A 17,057-nucleotide genomic window follows, 5' to 3' on the forward strand; every position below is an offset into this window, starting at 1 on the left:
AGGCGATCAGGCGACCGCGCCGGCCGTCAATCCGTCCACTTCACCTTGGTAAGGTCATTGGCCTGAATCGGTGCATTCTCCCACAGGCCCTGCAGCTTCGCGTCCCAGACCCCGACCTTCGGCAACTCGTAAAGGAAGCCGACCACGGCGTCGTCGGCCAGGATCTTCTGCGCCTCTGCCAGCAGCTCTTTCCGCTTCGCCTCGTCCGAGGTCAGGTTGAGCTTGGCGATGATGGCGTCGAAGGCCGGGTTGTCGTAGTTGAAGTAATAGTCCTTGCGCGAATAGATATCGATGTCGTTCGGCTCGGTGTGGGAGACGATGGTGAGGTCGTAGTCCTTCTTGGTGAAGACCTGATCCAGCCATTGCGCCCATTCGACGGGGATGATCTCCAGATCGATGCCGACATCGCGAAGCTCGGACGCGATGATCTCGCCGCCAAGCCGCGCATAGGACGGCGGCGGAAGCTTCAGCGTCGCCTTGAAGCCTTTTTCTAGGCCGGCTTCCTTCAGCAGTTCCTTGGCCTTGTCGACATTGTGCGGATAGAGGCCGGTGAGGTCCACATAGTCTTTGTTGGCGGGCGACATATGCGAGCCGATCGGCACGCCGAGGCCCGCCGAGGCGCCGTCGATGATCGCCTTGCGGTCGAGCGCGAAGGAGATGGCCTGGCGCACCTGGAGCTTGTCGAAGGGCGGCTTCTTGTTGTTGATCGAAAGAATCGTCTCGCCTTCGGTGGAGCCGATCACCACCTTGAAACGCGGATCGTCCTTGACCTGAGAGACGCTGTCGGGATCGAAGAAGGGGAAGGCCTGGATGTCGCCGGAAAGCAGCGCCGGCACGGCCGCGGCGGCATCGGGTACGATGCGGAACTCGACCTTGACGAGCGCAACCGGGGCACCCCAGTAATTATCTGACTTCACAAGCGTGATCGACGAGCCCTTGGCCCAGCTCTGGAACTTGAAGGGGCCGGTGCCGACCGGCTTTTCCTTGTTGGTGTCGGCCGATTTCGGTGACACGATCACCGCGTCGCCCCAGCCCATATTGTACAGGAAGGAGCCTTGCGGGTTTTTCAGCGTGACCTTCACCGTCGCCGGATCGACGACATCGACCTTGTCGATCTGCGCGAACAGCCCCTTTTGGGCGTTGACCGAATTGTCGGCCCGGGCACGGTCGAGAGAGAATTTCACGTCATCGGCGCTGAAATCGCTGCCGTCGTGGAATTTCACCCCGGTGTGCAGCTTGAAAGTGTAGATCTTGCCGTCATCCGAGATGGTCCAGCTTTCGGCAAGGTCGGGGATCACCTCGCCGTTCGGACCGATGCGGGTGAGACCTTCGAAGACATTGGCGTAGAGCACCTCGTCGATGGCGGCGGCGGCGCCCGCGGTCGGATCGAGATGCGGGGGTTCGAGCGGAATGCCGATGACGAGGTCGGTACGGGCCGAAAATGCCGACGTGGCGGCCGCGAAAGTAAGCACAGCGGCGGCCAAAATGGTCTTCCACAGTTTCATTGCCGAACTCCCATGCGGTCAAACGGACAAGCCCAGCCGATAGAAGCGTGATTTGGCCTGTGAGTAAATTGCGTTTCGTGCTGCCGGGTGGCGCCAAGGGAAATGTTTTTCCCGATCAGCCGGTCGTACCGCGCAGCAGCACGTTGAGGCCGATCGCCATTACCTTGGCCGCGTCCACCATGTCGGCGATGCCCACCCATTCGTCCGGCCGATGCGCGAGATCGAGGATGCCGGGGCCATAAGCGATGCAGTCGTAGATCTGGCCAATGCGGGCAACATGCTTCTGGTCGTAGGTGCCGGGCGAGATGACGTATTCCGGCTCGCGGTCGAAGATTTCCATGATGCCCCTCGCGACGGCTTTCACCACCGGCGCGTCGCGCTCGGTCATCAGCGGCAGCACCTCCATCAGGTCGCGGATCTCGTAGTCGAACTTTTCTCGCTCGCGCTTCAGCCGGTCGAGGATGCCGGTGACTTCACCCTTGACGGTGGCGAGGTCTTCCTCGAGCAGAAAGCGGCGGTCGATGGTCAGCCGGCAGGAATCCGGCACGTTGGGCGAGGGCAGTCCCGGCCGGAAATCCTCGGTCTGGCCGCCATGCACGGAATTGATGTTCATGGTCGAGCGCCGGGCGCCCTCGGGCACCACCGGCATGCGCGTCACCTTGCGGTCGAGCGCCGGGAAAAGCTCGTCCTCGAAGGCCTGCACGACGGCGCCCATATGGCGCACCGCGTTGTCACCGAGGAACGGCATCGAGCCATGCGCGATCTCGCCCTTGGTCTCGATCTCGGCCCACCAGACGCCGCGATGGCCCAGGCAGATGCGGTCCTTGTTCAGCGGCTCGGGGATGATGACGTGGTCGACCTTCGGCTTCGAGAAATAGCCGAGCTTCGCCAGATGGGCGACGCCGCCGAACCCGCCGGATTCCTCGTCGACCGTGCCGGATATCTCTATGGCGCCGGGAAAGTCGGGGTAGACCTCCATGAAGGCTTCGGCGGCAATGACAGAAGCCGCCAGCCCGCCTTTCATGTCGCAGGCGCCGCGGCCGTAGACCCTACCTTCCTTCACCAGGCCGGCGAAAGGATCGACGGTCCAGCCTTCGCCGGCCTCGACCACGTCGATATGCGAGTTGAAATGGACGCAGGCACCGGGCGAGCGGCCGTCTAAGCGGGCGACGACATTGACGCGCGGGTAGCGGTCGGTGTCGCCGGGCGTGCCTTCTGCGCGAATGAATTCGGTTTCGAAGCCGAGCTTCTTGAGGCGTGCGCCGAGATACTCGGCACATGGCCGGTAGGCCTCGCCGGGCGGATTGACGGTCGGAAAGCGGATGAGCTCGGCGGTCAGCGCTATCAGGTCGTCGACCCGGTCATCGACGGCCCGGAGGAGTCGTTCATTCATCCTGCCGATTGAAAAAGCAACGCGGCGCTTTTGCAAGCTGCCTTTCGCGGTTGCCGGACAATGATTGAGGGCAGGCTCGCGCTTAAACCGTTGAGAGTGGGTGGCGGCCCAGCAACTATGACGGGAAATCATTCAAATTCGCGAATCGAATTGGCGAATTTGTCAAGGAGTGTGTGGTACTTAACGCACCTGCCGGCAAAAATGATGGAAAAGAACCACGTGATGGCAGGGGGCAATCGAAGGGGGTTCATCGCATGAAAAAATCCAGCCTCATGGCGGCCGTGCTGGCAACCACGTTGCTCGGCACGTCGATCGCAAGCCGGGCGGCTTCGCTGGTCGCCAATATCGACGTCTCGACGCAGACGATGACCGTCAGCAGATACGGCCAGGTGCTGTATCGCTGGAATGTATCGACGGCCCGTAGGGGCTACTTCACACCGCGCGGCAGCTACCGGCCGCAATGGACCGCGCGGATGTGGTACTCGCGCAAGTACGACAATTCGCCGATGCCGTATTCGGTGTTCTTCCGCGGTGGCTACGCCATTCACGGCACCGGCGCCGTGAAGTATCTCGGGCGTCCGGCCTCGCATGGCTGCGTGCGCCTGCATACGGCCAATGCCGCGACCTTCTATTCGATGGTGAAGGAAGCCGGCTACGGCAACACGCGAATCGTCGTCACCGATTGAAACGGGCCGGAGAGGGCTGCCTAGGCCCGCAGGCAGCATTTGATGGCTGCGCCTGCTCGGAGCGTTGCAGCAATGCCGCACATGCTTCGAAAACAAACAGCTTATACTAGCGTGAGCATCGCCGAAGCTGGTTTGCATGACGGCGCAGTGGTAAGTACAAGCGTTGTTCTGGCTGCTTGGGGACTTTAATGTATCGATTTCTATTGAGCGCTGCGATCGCGGCAACCGCAACCTCGGCTTTTGCTGCCGATGCACCCGTTCTTCTGGACCAGGAACTCGCGCAGCCGCATATATCAGGTTATGGCGAAATCTATCTCGGAGGTCTCTATTTCGCGACCCCCGGGGACGACTCGGATGGCACGACTGCCGGCGGCGCTGTTCGGGTGAATTTCCCGATCGACGCCCGCTGGAACATCCAGACTGACGGGGTGATCGATTCGCTTTGGGTCGAAGGCACGAACATCTACAGCTACGGCGGTGCGATCCATGGCTACTGGCGCGATCCGAGCTCATATGCGCTGGGTGGATTTGCGACGATAAACGGATTTGGCGGCGATAACGGCATCGGTGACTTAGACCTTTATACCTTCACTGTCGGTCCAGAGGCTCAGGCCTATTTCGGCAACGTGACGATCTACGGCCAAATTTATTATGGCCAGTTGCGGGCCAGCGGCTTTTCGGAGCATTTGGACAACTGGGGCGGCCGTGGAGTGGTGCGCTTCTTCGCCCAGGACAATCTCCGTTTCGATGGCGAACTCGGCTTCTCGAGGCTTTCCGCGGATGGCGGCCACCTCGATACTGTCACAGCCGCCTTGCAGGCTACATACAGGTTCGATGGGACGCCGTGGTCGGTATTCGGGCGCTACCAGTTGGATCACCTGACCATCTCGGAGGCTTCAGGCAGCGTGAACATCCACAAATACGTGGTTGGCCTGCGGGCAAGCTTCGGCTCGGACACACTGCTTTCCGAGGATCGCAACGGTGCCACGATGGATACGTTCCGGCCGAACTTCACCATCCCCGCTCCGCTTTGAGACAGCAGAACCTGGAGCCGCGTGGACTTAGTCCTCGCGGCCCTTCGTTGCGCATGGCACGCAACACGGCTAGCAGAAAGCTATCTCCTAGCGGTTCAGCGTTTGATCCAGACGAAAGCGATCTGAACGTTCTGGGCCGCTTTAGCTGATCTTGGCCCGCTCACGCCGCTTACGTCGCCGGCCGCTCATCTCCCAGCGCTTGTGGAACCACATCCACTGTCCGGGATCCTCGCGCACCCAGCGCTCAACGACGTCGGCGAGCAGCTGCGTGGTGGCGTGAACATCGACGCTGCCGGTTTCGGTGCGCGGCAAGTCGAGCTTGTCTTCGATTTCCAATCGGAAACGGTTTCCCGGCAGCCTGACGCAGCGCGCCGGATAGACATCGCAGTCATAGTGGCGGGCGAGCATGCCCAGCACGGGATTGCTCTGGCAGGGGCGACCAAAGAAGGTCGTCTCGACGCCGTTCGTGAATTTCTGATCGACCAGCACGCCGATATTGCCGCCGTTTTCCAGGATGGCGGCAAGGGCGAACGATGCGCCGGTCGAGGACGGCAGCAGGCCTCCCATGCTCGAGCGGCGTGTCGAGTGGATGTAGTCGGCAAGGTAGGGATTGTTGGGCGGGCGGAACAGTGCCGTGATGTTCATGCCGAAGGTGGCGGCGGCGACCGGCAAAAGCTCGAAATTGCCGAGATGGCCGGTGAACAGGATGTGCGGCTTCTTTTCGCCTGCGATTTCGACGAAATGCTCGATACCGCTGACCTCGACCCGGCCCGGCTTGGCGGCATTCGGGTCAAAATCGAAGAGGGCATCGAGGAAGATGTATTCGGCGGCAAGCCGGGCCATGTTGCCCCACATGTCGGACGCGATGGCCTCGATTTCGGCATCGCTCTTTTGCGGATAGGCAAGGCGCAGATTGTTGACGGCTACCCTGTGCCGTCCGACCGTCGGCCCGATGCGGCGGGCGACGCGGTCGGCGAAGTTGAGCGCGCTGTCAGGCGGCAAAAGGCGCAGCAGGCCGATGATCGCCATGGCAAGCCGCGCCACCAGCCAGTGCTCCATTTGGCGTAGCCGCCGGCCATAGCGGAACATGAAGTCCCGGCGGGCTTTCTTGAGCACCTTGCCGACCATCTTGTCTTAGGAAACGCGAAGAATGATCTTGCCGAAGACGTCGCGGCCTTCCATGCGCTTCAGCGCGGCGTCGATGTCGTCGAAGCCGACTTCGGTGTCGATCACGGGCGCGACGAGACCGGCCGCCATCTTCTGCATGGCATCGGCCATGTTCTCCATGCGGCAGCCGAAGGAGCCGAGCAGCTTCAGCTGTTGCTGGAAAAGCTGCATCAGGTTGACCTGCGTCGAGACGCCGGAGGTCGAGCCGCAGGTGACGAGGCGGCCGCCGCGCTTCAGGCACAGCATCGAGCCGGCAAAGGTGTCGGCGCCGACATGCTCGAACACGACATCGACGCCCTTCTTCTTCGTCAGCTTGCGCACCACGCCTTCGAAGCGATCCTCGCGATAGTTGATGACATGGTCGGCGCCAAGCGCCTTCGCCTTGTCGATCTTGTCGTTCGAGCCGACCGTAGTGATGACCGTGCAGCCCATGCGCTTCGCCAATTGGATGGCTGCGGAGCCGATGCCGGAGCCGCCGGCATGGACGAGGATGGTCTCACCGGGCTCCAGTTTCGCGTTGTCGAACAGCATATGCTCGACCGTGCCGAAGGTGACGGGTGCGACGGCAGCGCCGATCTCGGAGACACCGGGCGGCGCAGGCACCAGGAGACGGGCAGGCAGGTTGATCTTTTCCTGCGCGAAGCCGTCGAGATGAAAACCGTGGACGCCGGAGACGTGCTCGCAAAGATTGTCGCGGCCCTCGCGGCAGGCACGGCAGAGCCCGCAGGTTCGCGCGCCGTAGATCGACACCAGTTGCCCCGGCAGCAGGGTGGAGACGCCGGGTCCGACCGCCTCGACCTCGCCCGAGGCTTCGGCGCCGACGACCAGCGGCAGCTTGCGCTTGGCGAAAGCCATGCCGCGCCAGCCCCAGACGTCGATATGGTTGAGCGCCACCGCCTTGATGCGGAGCGTCACTTCACCTTGCGAAGGCGGCGGGGGAGGCGGAAGGTCCACCGTTTCAAGGCGGCGGTCCTCGATAAGTTGCAATGCGCGCATTTGGCCTGTCGGTGCTTTGGGAGCGGGAAAACGTCCGCTTAGACCGGTTCCCGCGCCATGACAAGGCAGGTGTTCTGGCCGCCGAAGCCGAAGGAATTCGACAGAACCGTGCCGACCTCGGCGTTGCGCTTCTTGTTTGGCACCACGTCGAGCACGATTGCCGGATCAGGATTGTCGTAATTGATGGTCGGCGGGATGACGCTTTCGCGCATGGTCATCAGCGAGAACGCGGCCTCGACCGCGCCGGCGGCGGACAGCGTGTGGCCGATCATCGACTTGTTCGACGAGATCGGCATCGAGCCGATCCGCTCGCCGAACACGGTCGACAGCGACAGATGCTCCATCTTGTCGTTTTCCGGCGTCGAGGTGCCGTGCGCGTTGACGTAGTCGATCTCGTCTTCGCTTAAGCCGGCATCGGCAAGGGCGGCGCGTACCGCGGCGATGGCCGGCGAACCGTCAGGCTTGGAGCGGGTGCGGTGGAAGTCGTCGGCGCGCTCGCCGCAGCCGCATATGATGCCGAGGATGGTGGCTCCCCGGGCAAGTGCCGCTTCCAGCGATTCCAGCACCAGCGCGCCGGAACCTTCGGCAAGGACAAAACCGTCGCGGTCCTTGGAGAAGGGTTTCGAGGCCTTTTCGGGAATGTCGTTGTGGGTGGAGAGCGCCGAGAGCAGCGAGAAGCGGATCAGGGCTTCGGCCGTCGCGGAGCCGTCGGCGCCGATCGACAGCGCCTTGTCGCATTCGCCGCGGCGGATCGCCTCGACACCGAGCTGGATGGCGGTGGCGCCTGACGCGCAGGCTGTCGACAGCGTGATCGGCAGGCCGCGCGTGCCAAAACGATCGGCCAGGCGATCGGCGATCGAGCCGAACTGGGTGGTCTCGAAAATGCCGAGCTCCTTCAGTCCGCGCGCCACGCGCAGCAATCTCTCGGAACCGCTTTCCTTCTTGTCGGAATTGTAGAGCGAGAAGCGGTCGGCCCAATCGAGCTCGACCGGCGGCGAGGCGAGAAAGAGCGGGCCGCCGAAATCGCCGGAATCGAGGCCGGCCTCCGACACCGCTTCCTGGGCGGCCGTCTCGGCCAGCTCGTAGGTGAGGGGGCTGGCACCCTTGGAGCTCGACGGCAGGAAATCGACCATGCCGGAGATGCGGGTGTTCAGATGATCGACGGGAAAGCGGGTGATCGGATGGATGCCGGATTTGCCTGAGGTCAGCGCCGCCCAGTTGTCGGCCTTGCCGACGCCAAGCGAAGTCACCACGCCGATGCCGGTCACGGCAACGATCGGCCTGCCCATGTGATCGCGGAGATTGGCCATGTTCTGTCTGTCTCGCTCTAAGCGGCCTTGATCAGCCCCAGGCCCTCGAATTGGTGATAGCCGACAGCCGTTGCAAGGACGGAGCTGGGGGCGCCTTCGAATGGCTGCTCCACTGTGGCATCGAAGACAGGGTAGGGGGCCTTGCGGTCGACGGCGAGCGCGGCAAGCGCCACGGCGAAGGGGAACTGCGCTTCCTTCATGTGGCCGGTGAGCGTCGAGAAGGCGCGCACTGCAAGCGCCGGGTTGGCATCGAGTGCCACCTTTTCGGCCGCCGTGGCGGCATGGGCGCCGGAGGCACCGGAAATCGTCAGCAATTCGCCGGCGGGCAGCGCCGCCTGCTTCAGCAAAGCGGCGATGTCGGCATTCAGCTCGCCGCGCCGGCGCCGGGCCCGGCCGGAAACCACAGGGCCGAGCTCAGCATAGATCTTGCGACCGCGGCTCTGCGCATGCTCGCGCTGTTCGAGCACCAAGAAAGCGCCGCCCGAGCCCGTCACCACGCCGCCGCCTTCCGCGCCCTGTCTTTGCCAGACCGGTCTCCACGGGCCGCGATGCAGATAGCCGGCGAGTTCATAGCCGAGCAGCATGTCTGAGTGCTCGGTCTGGAACGCGCCGCCGACCAGCACATGGGTCGACTGGCCCGAGCGGATGCGCGCGGCGGCCGTCTCAACAGCCGAGACGCCGGCGCCTTCCTCGCCCATGAAGGTGCGAGACGAGCCGGTGACCTTGTGCACGATGGAGATGTTGCCGGCGAGCAGATTGGAAAGCTGGGCGAGGAAAAGCGTCGGCCGCAACTCCGTGGTCAGCTTCTCGTTGAGCAGCACGTCGCGGTCGTTGCGGCTCTCGGATGCTGCGAGTATCGCGCTGTCCACGGCCTCGTCGCGCTCGCCGCCGCCGGCCGCCACAACCATGTCCATGGTCGCGCAAAGCTCGTCATTGCCCTTGATGCCGGCGTCGTCCAGCGCCAGGCCGGCGACATAGGTGCCGAGCCGCTGCCAGGTCTCCATCTGGCGCTGGTCGCCGCGCTTGGCGATCTGCAGGTTCCAGTCGATCTCGGGCAGGGGATGAATTGTGTAGGGCGCAAAGCGCGTCGCATCGAGCACCGGCTCAACGCCCGGCCGGGTCAGCTTCTGCCAATGCGCGTCTGGTCCTTCTCCCAGGGAAGAGACAAGGCCGATGCCGGTGATGACGACGTCGCGCGGGCTGCTCATGAGCGGCTTTGCTGGTCAGGCTGGAGGCGGGGCAAGGTCGCGCTCTTCAGGCGGCCTTGGCCGCGACCAGCGCGTCGATCTTGGCGCACAGGTTCTGCATGACGAAGTAGTCGTCGGTCGAAGCCTTGCCGTCATTAACCTCTTGCGTCCACTTCTCGAGCGGCACCTTGATGCCGAATTCCTTGTCGATGGCAAAGACGATGTCGAGGAAATCGAGGCTGTCGATGCCGAGATCGTCGATGGTATGGCTTTCGGGCGTGATGGTGTCGATATCGATCTCGCTGGTGTCGGCAATGATCTTGGCGACTTTCTCGAACGTGGTGGACAAGGGCTCTTCCTTCGGTTGCGGGCGGAATCTGTCCGCATCTTGTTTTGGCGCTGTCTAATCGGTTTTTCCGGGCAGGAAAAGGCCTGACACGCCGGGCGCAGATGGGATGCCGGCTTTGTGGACGCAAGAAGGGCCGCCGGGCAACCGGCGGCCCTTCCCATTTTACGCAGCGTAAGCTCAGCCTTCGCGGAGCTTGACCAGATCGTTGAGCAGCCCGCCCGTCCCGTTGTGGACAGTCAGGCGCTCGACCTTGCCGGCGATGGCCTCGAGAGCCTCAAGCTCCTTCAGCCGCAGCATCACCGGATTCTCGGCCATCACCTTGGCCGTGTTGAGCAGCGAACGCGTGGCGTTCGTCTCCTCGCGGCGGCGGATGACGTTGGCCTCGGCCTGCTTCTCGGCCGAAACCACCTGGTTGAGGATCTCGCGCATCTCGCCCGGCAGGATCACATCCTTAAGCGCGATATCGCTGACCTCGAGGCCGATCGCGGCCATGTCGGAACGCACCTTGGCGGCTGCCTCCTCATCGACCGTGATCTTCTTGTCGAGGATCTGGTCGAGGGTGAGCGCGCCGAGCGTCTTGCGGAAGGCGTACTGCAGGGCGCGGTAGAGGGCTTCCGAGAAGTCCTTCACCGTGCTCACCGCCGTCACCGGATCGACGACCCGGTATTCGGCGGCGATGTTGACGCGGATCGTCACGCGATCCTTGGTCAGCACTTCCTGCCCGGCGACATCAAGCGACTGCCGCTTGAGGTCGACGACCTTCACCTGGACCATGCGCCCAACATTCCAGAAGGCGTGCACACCCGCGGCAAGCGTGCGGGTGTAGACGCCGTCCACGAACAGCAGACCGACCTGCCCGTCCGCGACCGGATGCAGGAACATGTGTTCCGCCTTTCGGGCCTGGCCGATCCGGCGCATCAAGGCCGGATCGACGGCCAGATCGGCCGCCGCGTCGACGGAGGTCACCGCCCACGGGCCGGCATCCGTCCACAGCACGAGCTTGCGATCCGGAGCGAGAACGGCATGAAGGGCGCCGTCGCGCTCGATCACGGCAATGTCGGTGCGCCCGGTGCGAACCACGGTGAAGTGACGCGCGGCCGCATCCGGGAGCTTGTCGAACAATGCCTTCTCGTAGGCCGAAACGAATTCCGGGTTCTTCAGGTCGTGCCTGGAGATTTCCAGGTTTCCGCGCCGGTTGTCGAGCCAATGTTCGCCCGGCATCAGGACAGCCTGGATCTCGCCCTTGTAGAGGGCGACGGCACGTTCATTTTCCTTCACGAGGACGCGCTGGCGTCCCAGAACCTTTTCGAGAATGGTCTTCATTGTCTTTACTCCTGTCGGGCATGGCCCCATGCGAGGCGTCACGTCATGCGTCGATCGTCCTTTCGTTTCTCGTTTCGTTTCCCGGCACGGATGATCCGGAGACCGGTGGCATCGCCAGGCGGCGGGCCTTCGGGAGCGGATCGCGGGGCGGCAAGGCGGGCGCCGGCGCCCGAAGGCTCCTTTGCCGGCATTGCCGCGCCTTGATCGTCACCGCGAGCCTGGCCGCGAGCCGATGGCATCGGACCGTTCGATACCGTCCGTCAGGTCTTCTGCATTCCGGTCCCCGGACCGTTTTGGATAACACCACCCAAAGGTGTCGGCTTAACAGGCCGTTGGAGAAGGAATCGAACCTTCGACAATCAGATTATGAGTCTGACGCTCTAACCAAACTGAGCTATCCGTGGTGCTGATGAAGGGACTCGAACCCCTGACCTCCGGACCCAAATCCGGCGCTCTTCCTCTGAGCTACATCGGCGATCCCAACACTCCGAAACGGCGCCGTACACAGCGCGGCAAAGCCGCTGCGCGGGCGGAGACGAAAGCTCCAACCGTTGTGCTCGCTTCGGTTTTCGTGACCGGGAGCGCGCCTATAGACCCTGCGACGGCTTGTCGCAAGCGGCATTATCGCGGGGGCTTGCGGCTTCTTGCGGCTGTGGCATTTCGGCCACAGTACTGAGCTGGGCAGACCTATGCCGTCAGAAGGTGACGCGGCCGAGCACTTTGAGGCCGTCTCCATTAGGCGCCACGACCACGGCCTCGCCCTCGCGCGGCGAGACGCCGGTGAGCGCCTGGATGTTTTCCAGATGCGTGACCAGCACCAGATTGTCAGAGCCGGAATAGCCCCGGATCTCCTTCATCACCGCCTCCATCTGAGCGGCCTTCTCAGCCGAATCGGTCTTGAGCAAGTCGAGCGGCGCAAATGGTTTCGGTTCGGCCTCGAAAGCGATGCGGGCGGTGTCAAGGCAGCGGCAGTAGCGGCTGGAGAGCACACGCTCGATGGGCGCCGCGCGCGCCGCAAACAGCGCCCCGATGCGGCTTGACTGCTGCTTGCCGCGCTCGGACAGGTTGAGCTGGGTGGCGCAATTGCCGATGTCGAAATTCGCCGGATCGGTGGTCCCGGTGACGAAGGCATGCCTAAGCAGGACGATATGGCCGCCATCGCGCAGCAGCGCCCAGCCGGCGTCGGTTGCGTGGGCGAGGGTGGGAACGGCAAGCAGGAAAAGCGCCAGGGCAAGTCGCAGCATGTGAAGTCCTTATGGCGGCCGGGAGAGGCCGGGGCCATGATCGGCATATAGGGACCGCAAAGCCGGCTGAAAAACAAGCAGAGGACCAACGGTCGGCCGGAGAACGGCCGATTGCACAGCGCTCGGGGCTTGCCTATCACGGGAAAGATGTCTCCGCCCGAACAATGACGCCGCTCACCGAAACCGTCCTCTTCGTCTTCAGTCTCGTTGCGCTCGGCTATTTCGCCGGCCTTACCGGCTATCTGAAGGCGGTGAGTGGTGAGGGCATATCCGAATTCGCCGTCAACGTGGCTATGCCGCTGCTCTTGTTCCAGACGATGGTGAAGTCCGATTTCCATGGCTTGGCGCCATGGTCGCTGTGGAGCGCCTATTTTGCGGCGGTTGCCGTCACCTGGTCCGCCGGGCACCTGGTCATGACGCGCCTCTTCGGCCGCGATGCCCGTGCCGGCATCGTCGGCGGCGTGTCCTCGGCCTATTCCAATGTCGTGCTGCTTGGCGCGCCCTTCATCCTCGGCATATTCGGCACCAGCGGCTTCGAGGTGCTGTCGCTGCTGGTCTCGATCCACCTGCCTGTCATGATGATGGCGTCAATCGTGCTGTTCGAGATGTTCGGCCGTCAAGACGAAGAGTCCGTGCATCCGCTGCGCGTCATCCGGAATTTCCTCAGGCGGCTGTTCGTCAACCCGCTCATCATTGGCATTCTCGCGGGGCTCGCCTGGCGCTTCACCGGCGCGCCGATGCCGCCGCTGATCGGGCGGCTGGTCGACGCGCTGGCCGATACGGCCGGGCCGGTGGCGCTGTTTGCGATGGGGCTCAGCCTGTGCCGCTTCGGCATATCCGGCAACATCCGCCCGGCGCTCGCGCTGTCGGCGCTGAAACTCTTCCTGATGCCGGCCTTGGTGCTGCTCGCGGTCTGGCTGCTCGGCCTGCCGCCGCTGACGGCAAAGGTCGCCGTCGTCGTGGCGGCACTGCCTTCCGGCATCAATTCCTATCTCATCGCCGTCCAATTCAACACCGGCCAGGCGCTGGCGTCCAACCAGATGACGATCGCCACGGCCAGCGCGGTGCTCACCACATCCTTCTGGCTGACGGTGGTCCTGCACGTGTTCGGCTAGCGCTCGTTTTTGCTGGCCCAACCCCCATATGCCATCTTGTGATTGCTTGCCGGGCTTTCCCTAGGTAAGAGCAATGCGCCGGCGTGCAGCCTTGCACGCCCCGAATATCCAGAAAAACGGCCGATCAGCGCGCCGAAACGGAGGCCAGACCATGCTTCAGAAAACCAGTCATTTCATGCGCCAGGCCAATCTCATCAACGGCGAATGGGTGCAGGCCGACAGCGGGCAGACCATCGACGTCAACAATCCGGCGACCGGCCTGAAGATCGGCACCGTGCCGAAGGCCGGCAAGGCCGAAACCCGCCGCGCCATCGAGGCCGCCGATGAAGCATTCAAGAGCTGGCGCAAGACTACCGCGCTCGAGCGCTCGAAGCTTCTGCGCAAGCTGCACGACGCAATGATGGACAATCAGGACGTCCTGGCCGAGTTGCTCACCATCGAGCAGGGCAAGTCGCTGTTCGAATCCAAGGGCGAGATCGGCTCGGCCGCGAGCTATATCCTCTGGTTCGCCGAGGAAGGCCGCCGCACCTATGGCGACATCGTGCCGTCGCCCTGGGGCGACCGCCGCATCCTGGTGACGAAGGAGCCGGTCGGCGTCATTGCCGCCATCACGCCGTGGAACTTCCCGTCCTCGATGCTCGCCCGCAAGGTCGGACCGGCGCTGGCCGCGGGCTGCACGGCCGTGGTCAAACCGGCCTCGCAGACGCCTTATTCGGGCCTCGCCTGGGGCGCGCTCGCCGAAGAGGTCGGCTTCCCCAAGGGCGTCATCAACATCCTGACCGGTTCGGCAGGCGAGATCGGCGACGAGATCTGCGCCAACCCGCTGGTCAAGAAGATCACCTTCACCGGCTCGACCGAGGTCGGCAAGATCCTGATTCAGAAGTCGTCGACGACGGTCAAGAAAGTGTCGATGGAACTCGGCGGCAATGCTCCGTTCCTGGTCTTCGACGATGCCGACATCGATCGCGCCGTCACCGGCGCCATCACCGCGAAGTACCGCAATTCCGGCCAGACCTGCGTCTGCACCAACCGCTTCCTCGTCCAGGCGGGTATCTATGACAAGTTCGTCGAGAAGCTGGCCGCTGCCAGCAACAGTCTGAAGGTCGGCTCCGGCCTGGAAGAAGGCGTGCAGCAGGGGCCGCTGATCGACGAGAAAGCGGTCGAGAAGGTCGAGGAACTGATCGCCGATGCCACCTCGAAGGGCGGCAAGGTCGTTGCCGGCGGCAATCGCCATGCGCTCGGCGGCTCGTTCTTCCAGCCGACGGTCATCGCCGACGCCACGCCCAAGATGCGCTTCATGAAGGAAGAGATCTTCGGGCCGGTCGCCCCGGTGTTCAAGTTCGAGACCGAGGAAGAAGCGATCGCATTGGCCAACGACACCGAGTTCGGCCTCGCCTGCTATTTCTACACCGGCGATCTCGGCCGCGCCTTCCGCGTCATGGAAGGGCTGAAATACGGCATGGTCGGCGTCAATGAAGGCCTGATCACCACGCCCGAGGCGCCGTTCGGCGGCGTCAAGGAATCGGGCCTCGGCAAGGAAGGCGGACATCAGGGCATCGAGGACTATCTCGACACCAAATATGTCTGCCTCGGCGGCCTCGGCCTCTGACGACGCTCGACTGGTGGGGCAGGCATCAGGCCTGCCCTTGCCGGAGACGGCCGGCGTAGCCCACAGATCAATGAACTGACGTTTTCGGGCACAGCGATGAAGGACGGCGAGGTCTTCGGCACGACGCATGCGGGCGAGGCCGTTCGCCGCTTCACCATCCGTGGCGGTGGTCTCACGGCCAACATCATCGGGCTCGGCGCGATCATCCAGGATCTGCGGCTCGCCGGCCATGATGCGCCGCTGGTGTTGGGCTACGACCAGTTCGAGCCCTATGAGACCGACCGCGCCTATTTCGGCGCCGTCGTCGGCCGCTTCGCCAACCGCATTCGCGATGGTCGCTTCACCATCGCCGGCAAGCGCTACCAGACCGAGCGCAATTTTCTAGGGAAACACACGCTGCATGGCGGCTCGGAGGGCTATTTCCACCGGCCATGGTCGGTCTCGCTGCACGGGCGCGATTTCGTGACGCTGACACTGCACGATCCCGACGGGACGATGGGCTTTCCAGGCGCGCTGGACGTCACATGCACCTACCGGCTGAAGATCCCCGGCACGCTGAGCATGGAACTGACCGCCACATGCGAGGAGCCGACGCTTTGTAATCTTGCGCAGCACTCCTACTTCAATCTCGACGACGGGGGCGCGGGCGACATTCTCGACCACCGACTGATGGTCAATGCCGGCGCTTATACGCCCGTCGACGCAGAGATGATCCCGACCGGCGCGGTGAAGCCCGTCGACGGCACGGCCTATGACTTCCGCCAGGCGCGGCCGCTGCGCATGGAATCGGAAGGCGAGCAGCTTCCCTACGATCTGAATTACTGCCTCGCCTCCGGCCGTGGACCGCTGCATCAGGCAGCCTGGGTGCAGGGGGCCAGTTCCGGCGTCGAAATGGAGGTCTGGACCACCGAGCCCGGCCTGCAGCTCTATATCGGCCAGTATGTCGCGCCGTCCTCCCCTGGGCTGGACGGGCGCGGCTACAAAGCCTTTTCAGGCTTCTGCCTCGAAGCGCAGACCTGGCCCGACGCGCCGAACCGGCCCTATTTCCCACAGGCCACGCTTTGGCCGGGCCAGATCTACCATCAGGTGACGGAATACAGGTTCCGGCTCCCTAGCTAGGTTTCAAAGGCTGTTCTTAGAATCTCGAACGGCGCGAGCGCGCCGCGTACCTGTACGACGGCCGCAGCTACCCGATGCGCGCGCCGAACCGCGTCGACTGGGGCGTGACCGGCAAGCCGGGCGGCGAGATAGCCGCCGTTGAAGGAATCGCCGGCGCCGGTGGTATCGACAGGCGAGGCGACATGCACTGCCTCGATTGTTGCCGAGGCGCCGTCCACGGCAATCAATGCCGGCTGCTCGCCGTTCTTGACGACAACCTCGCCGACCAACGTCCCAAGTCGCTCCGCCGTCGCATGCGGCGTCTCATCGCCAAACAGCATCTGCTCATCCGGAAAAGTGGGCAATGCGATATCCGCGACGGCGAGCGCTTCCAAGATCGCAGCCTCAGCGGTTTCACGGCTCGGCCACAGCCGGGGACGGTAATTCGGGTCAAAGGCGACCAGCGAACCCGCCGCGCGTGCTGTCGCGACGGCCGAAAGCAGGGTTTTGCGCGCGGCATCATCCAGAATTGCCAAGGTGATTCCGGAAAAATAGACAAGCGCCTGGTTCTCAAGGCTTTTTGCCAGTGCCGCTGCATCGGAGGCAAGCTGGCGCGCGGCAGCATCGCTTCGCCAATAAGTGAATGCGCGCTCGGCTCCGGTGAGCGTGATGGCGTAAAGGCCCGGCCTTGCGCCGGCAATGACAGGGCTGCTGCCGATACCGATGCCGTTCTGGGCTAAGAACGCGATCTGATCGCGGGAAAAAGGGTCGTCGCCAAAGGCCGAGACATAGGTCGCGGGCCGGCCGGGGCTGAGCGCATGCAGCGCCCATAGCGTATTGAAGGTGTCGCCGGCAAAGCCCATACGCCAGTTCGGTCCTGCCTGGCCCGACAGTTCGAGCATGCATTCGCCGATCGACGTGACACCATTGGCTTCCATATGACTTGTCCTCCTAAAGCTTTGGTGCTGTAGCTTTTTGCAGCCGGCAGCGCCATGCTTGGCGCAGGCCGATTTTTGCGCCAGAAGCGATTTCCCACAGGCG

The 17,057-nt window shown here is 63.4% G+C and carries 15 protein-coding genes and 2 tRNA genes; 5 read left to right on the forward strand and 12 right to left on the reverse strand.

Annotation, left to right across the window (positions count from 1 at the left end):
- Positions 1 to 26: 26 nt before the first annotated feature.
- Positions 27 to 1,505 carry an ABC transporter substrate-binding protein gene (locus EOA32_RS03700; RefSeq protein ID WP_128370914.1) on the reverse strand — a complete coding sequence of 493 codons (1,479 nt, stop codon included), beginning with the start codon at positions 1,503 to 1,505 and terminating at the stop codon, positions 27 to 29.
- Between the two features lie 115 nt (positions 1,506 to 1,620).
- Entirely contained in the window at positions 1,621 to 2,898 is a 1,278-nt protein-coding gene (locus tag EOA32_RS03705) for an acetylornithine deacetylase/succinyl-diaminopimelate desuccinylase family protein (RefSeq protein ID WP_128370915.1), read from the reverse strand.
- Between the two features lie 254 nt (positions 2,899 to 3,152).
- On the opposite strand from EOA32_RS03705, the gene EOA32_RS03710 reads away from it, so the two are divergent.
- Positions 3,153 to 3,584, forward strand: a complete 432-nt coding sequence (locus EOA32_RS03710) for a L,D-transpeptidase (RefSeq protein ID WP_066999783.1) — start codon at positions 3,153 to 3,155, stop codon at positions 3,582 to 3,584.
- Positions 3,585 to 3,787: 203 nt separating this feature from the next.
- A complete protein-coding gene (locus tag EOA32_RS03715) occupies positions 3,788 to 4,618 on the forward strand; it encodes a hypothetical protein (protein WP_128370916.1) in 831 nt (276 codons plus the stop codon).
- Positions 4,619 to 4,759: 141 nt separating this feature from the next.
- On the opposite strand, the gene EOA32_RS03720 is transcribed toward EOA32_RS03715, so the two are convergent.
- From EOA32_RS03720 to EOA32_RS03760, 9 genes are all read right to left on the reverse strand, one after another.
- Positions 4,760 to 5,746 carry a lipid A biosynthesis lauroyl acyltransferase gene (locus EOA32_RS03720; protein WP_128370917.1) on the reverse strand — a complete coding sequence of 329 codons (987 nt, stop codon included), beginning with the start codon at positions 5,744 to 5,746 and terminating at the stop codon, positions 4,760 to 4,762.
- A 6-nt stretch (positions 5,747 to 5,752) separates the two neighbouring features.
- The gene (locus EOA32_RS03725) at positions 5,753 to 6,781 is read right to left on the reverse strand and encodes a zinc-binding dehydrogenase (RefSeq protein ID WP_066999792.1); all 1,029 of its coding nucleotides are present in this window, start codon (positions 6,779 to 6,781) and stop codon (positions 5,753 to 5,755) included.
- 38 nt (positions 6,782 to 6,819) lie between these two features.
- Positions 6,820 to 8,091, reverse strand: coding sequence for a beta-ketoacyl-ACP synthase (locus EOA32_RS03730; RefSeq protein WP_128370918.1), 1,272 nt, complete (start codon positions 8,089 to 8,091; stop codon positions 6,820 to 6,822).
- A 17-nt stretch (positions 8,092 to 8,108) separates the two neighbouring features.
- Positions 8,109 to 9,299 carry a beta-ketoacyl-ACP synthase gene (locus EOA32_RS03735; protein WP_128370919.1) on the reverse strand — a complete coding sequence of 397 codons (1,191 nt, stop codon included), beginning with the start codon at positions 9,297 to 9,299 and terminating at the stop codon, positions 8,109 to 8,111.
- Positions 9,300 to 9,345: 46 nt separating this feature from the next.
- Complete coding sequence (locus EOA32_RS03740) at positions 9,346 to 9,627, reverse strand: acyl carrier protein (RefSeq protein WP_066999801.1); 282 nt, start codon at positions 9,625 to 9,627, stop codon at positions 9,346 to 9,348.
- Positions 9,628 to 9,804: 177 nt separating this feature from the next.
- On the reverse strand, positions 9,805 to 10,950 hold the full coding sequence (locus EOA32_RS03745) for a slipin family protein (protein ID WP_128370920.1): 1,146 nt from the start codon (positions 10,948 to 10,950) through the stop codon (positions 9,805 to 9,807).
- Positions 10,951 to 11,282: 332 nt separating this feature from the next.
- A tRNA-Met gene (locus EOA32_RS03750) sits at positions 11,283 to 11,351 on the reverse strand.
- Positions 11,352 to 11,425 (reverse strand) — tRNA-OTHER (locus EOA32_RS03755). It abuts the tRNA gene before it with no gap.
- Between the two features lie 220 nt (positions 11,426 to 11,645).
- Entirely contained in the window at positions 11,646 to 12,194 is a 549-nt protein-coding gene (locus tag EOA32_RS03760; RefSeq protein WP_066999807.1) for a histidine phosphatase family protein, read from the reverse strand.
- 164 nt (positions 12,195 to 12,358) lie between these two features.
- On the opposite strand from EOA32_RS03760, the gene EOA32_RS03765 reads away from it, so the two are divergent.
- The 3 genes from EOA32_RS03765 (at position 12,359) to EOA32_RS03775 (ending at position 16,037) form a co-directional block, all read left to right on the forward strand.
- Positions 12,359 to 13,309, forward strand: coding sequence for an AEC family transporter (locus EOA32_RS03765; RefSeq protein WP_128370921.1), 951 nt, complete (start codon positions 12,359 to 12,361; stop codon positions 13,307 to 13,309).
- 151 nt (positions 13,310 to 13,460) lie between these two features.
- Positions 13,461 to 14,918 (forward strand): NAD-dependent succinate-semialdehyde dehydrogenase, encoded by a 1,458-nt coding sequence (locus tag EOA32_RS03770; protein ID WP_128370922.1) that lies wholly within the window; start codon positions 13,461 to 13,463, stop codon positions 14,916 to 14,918.
- Between the two features lie 96 nt (positions 14,919 to 15,014).
- The gene (locus tag EOA32_RS03775) at positions 15,015 to 16,037 is read left to right on the forward strand and encodes an aldose epimerase family protein (protein WP_066999822.1); all 1,023 of its coding nucleotides are present in this window, start codon (positions 15,015 to 15,017) and stop codon (positions 16,035 to 16,037) included.
- On the opposite strand, the gene EOA32_RS03780 is transcribed toward EOA32_RS03775, so the two are convergent.
- On the reverse strand, positions 16,034 to 16,954 hold the full coding sequence (locus EOA32_RS03780; protein WP_128370923.1) for a sugar kinase: 921 nt from the start codon (positions 16,952 to 16,954) through the stop codon (positions 16,034 to 16,036). The genes EOA32_RS03775 and EOA32_RS03780 overlap by 4 nt on opposite strands.
- Between the last annotated feature and the right edge of the window lie 103 nt (positions 16,955 to 17,057).

The organism is Mesorhizobium sp. M1A.F.Ca.ET.072.01.1.1, from assembly GCF_004023325.1.
Classification (GTDB): domain Bacteria; phylum Pseudomonadota; class Alphaproteobacteria; order Rhizobiales; family Rhizobiaceae; genus Mesorhizobium.

Excerpts from the sequence above, each read along its gene's own strand:
- EOA32_RS03735 (WP_128370919.1), bottom strand. The coding sequence starts at position 9,299 with ATGAGCAGCCCGCGCGACGTCGTCATCACCGGCATCGGCCTTGTCTCT.
- EOA32_RS03770 (WP_128370922.1), top strand. The coding sequence starts at position 13,461 with ATGCTTCAGAAAACCAGTCATTTCATGCGCCAGGCCAATCTCATCAAC.
- EOA32_RS03765 (WP_128370921.1), top strand. The coding sequence starts at position 12,359 with ATGACGCCGCTCACCGAAACCGTCCTCTTCGTCTTCAGTCTCGTTGCG.
- EOA32_RS03705 (WP_128370915.1), bottom strand. The coding sequence starts at position 2,898 with ATGAATGAACGACTCCTCCGGGCCGTCGATGACCGGGTCGACGACCTG.
- EOA32_RS03780 (WP_128370923.1), bottom strand. The coding sequence starts at position 16,954 with ATGGAAGCCAATGGTGTCACGTCGATCGGCGAATGCATGCTCGAACTG.
- EOA32_RS03730 (WP_128370918.1), bottom strand. The coding sequence starts at position 8,091 with ATGGCCAATCTCCGCGATCACATGGGCAGGCCGATCGTTGCCGTGACC.
- EOA32_RS03725 (WP_066999792.1), bottom strand. The coding sequence starts at position 6,781 with ATGCGCGCATTGCAACTTATCGAGGACCGCCGCCTTGAAACGGTGGAC.
- EOA32_RS03760 (WP_066999807.1), bottom strand. The coding sequence starts at position 12,194 with ATGCTGCGACTTGCCCTGGCGCTTTTCCTGCTTGCCGTTCCCACCCTC.
- EOA32_RS03775 (WP_066999822.1), top strand. The coding sequence starts at position 15,015 with ATGAAGGACGGCGAGGTCTTCGGCACGACGCATGCGGGCGAGGCCGTT.
- EOA32_RS03700 (WP_128370914.1), bottom strand. The coding sequence starts at position 1,505 with ATGAAACTGTGGAAGACCATTTTGGCCGCCGCTGTGCTTACTTTCGCG.
- EOA32_RS03710 (WP_066999783.1), top strand. The coding sequence starts at position 3,153 with ATGAAAAAATCCAGCCTCATGGCGGCCGTGCTGGCAACCACGTTGCTC.
- EOA32_RS03745 (WP_128370920.1), bottom strand. The coding sequence starts at position 10,950 with ATGAAGACCATTCTCGAAAAGGTTCTGGGACGCCAGCGCGTCCTCGTG.
- EOA32_RS03720 (WP_128370917.1), bottom strand. The coding sequence starts at position 5,746 with ATGGTCGGCAAGGTGCTCAAGAAAGCCCGCCGGGACTTCATGTTCCGC.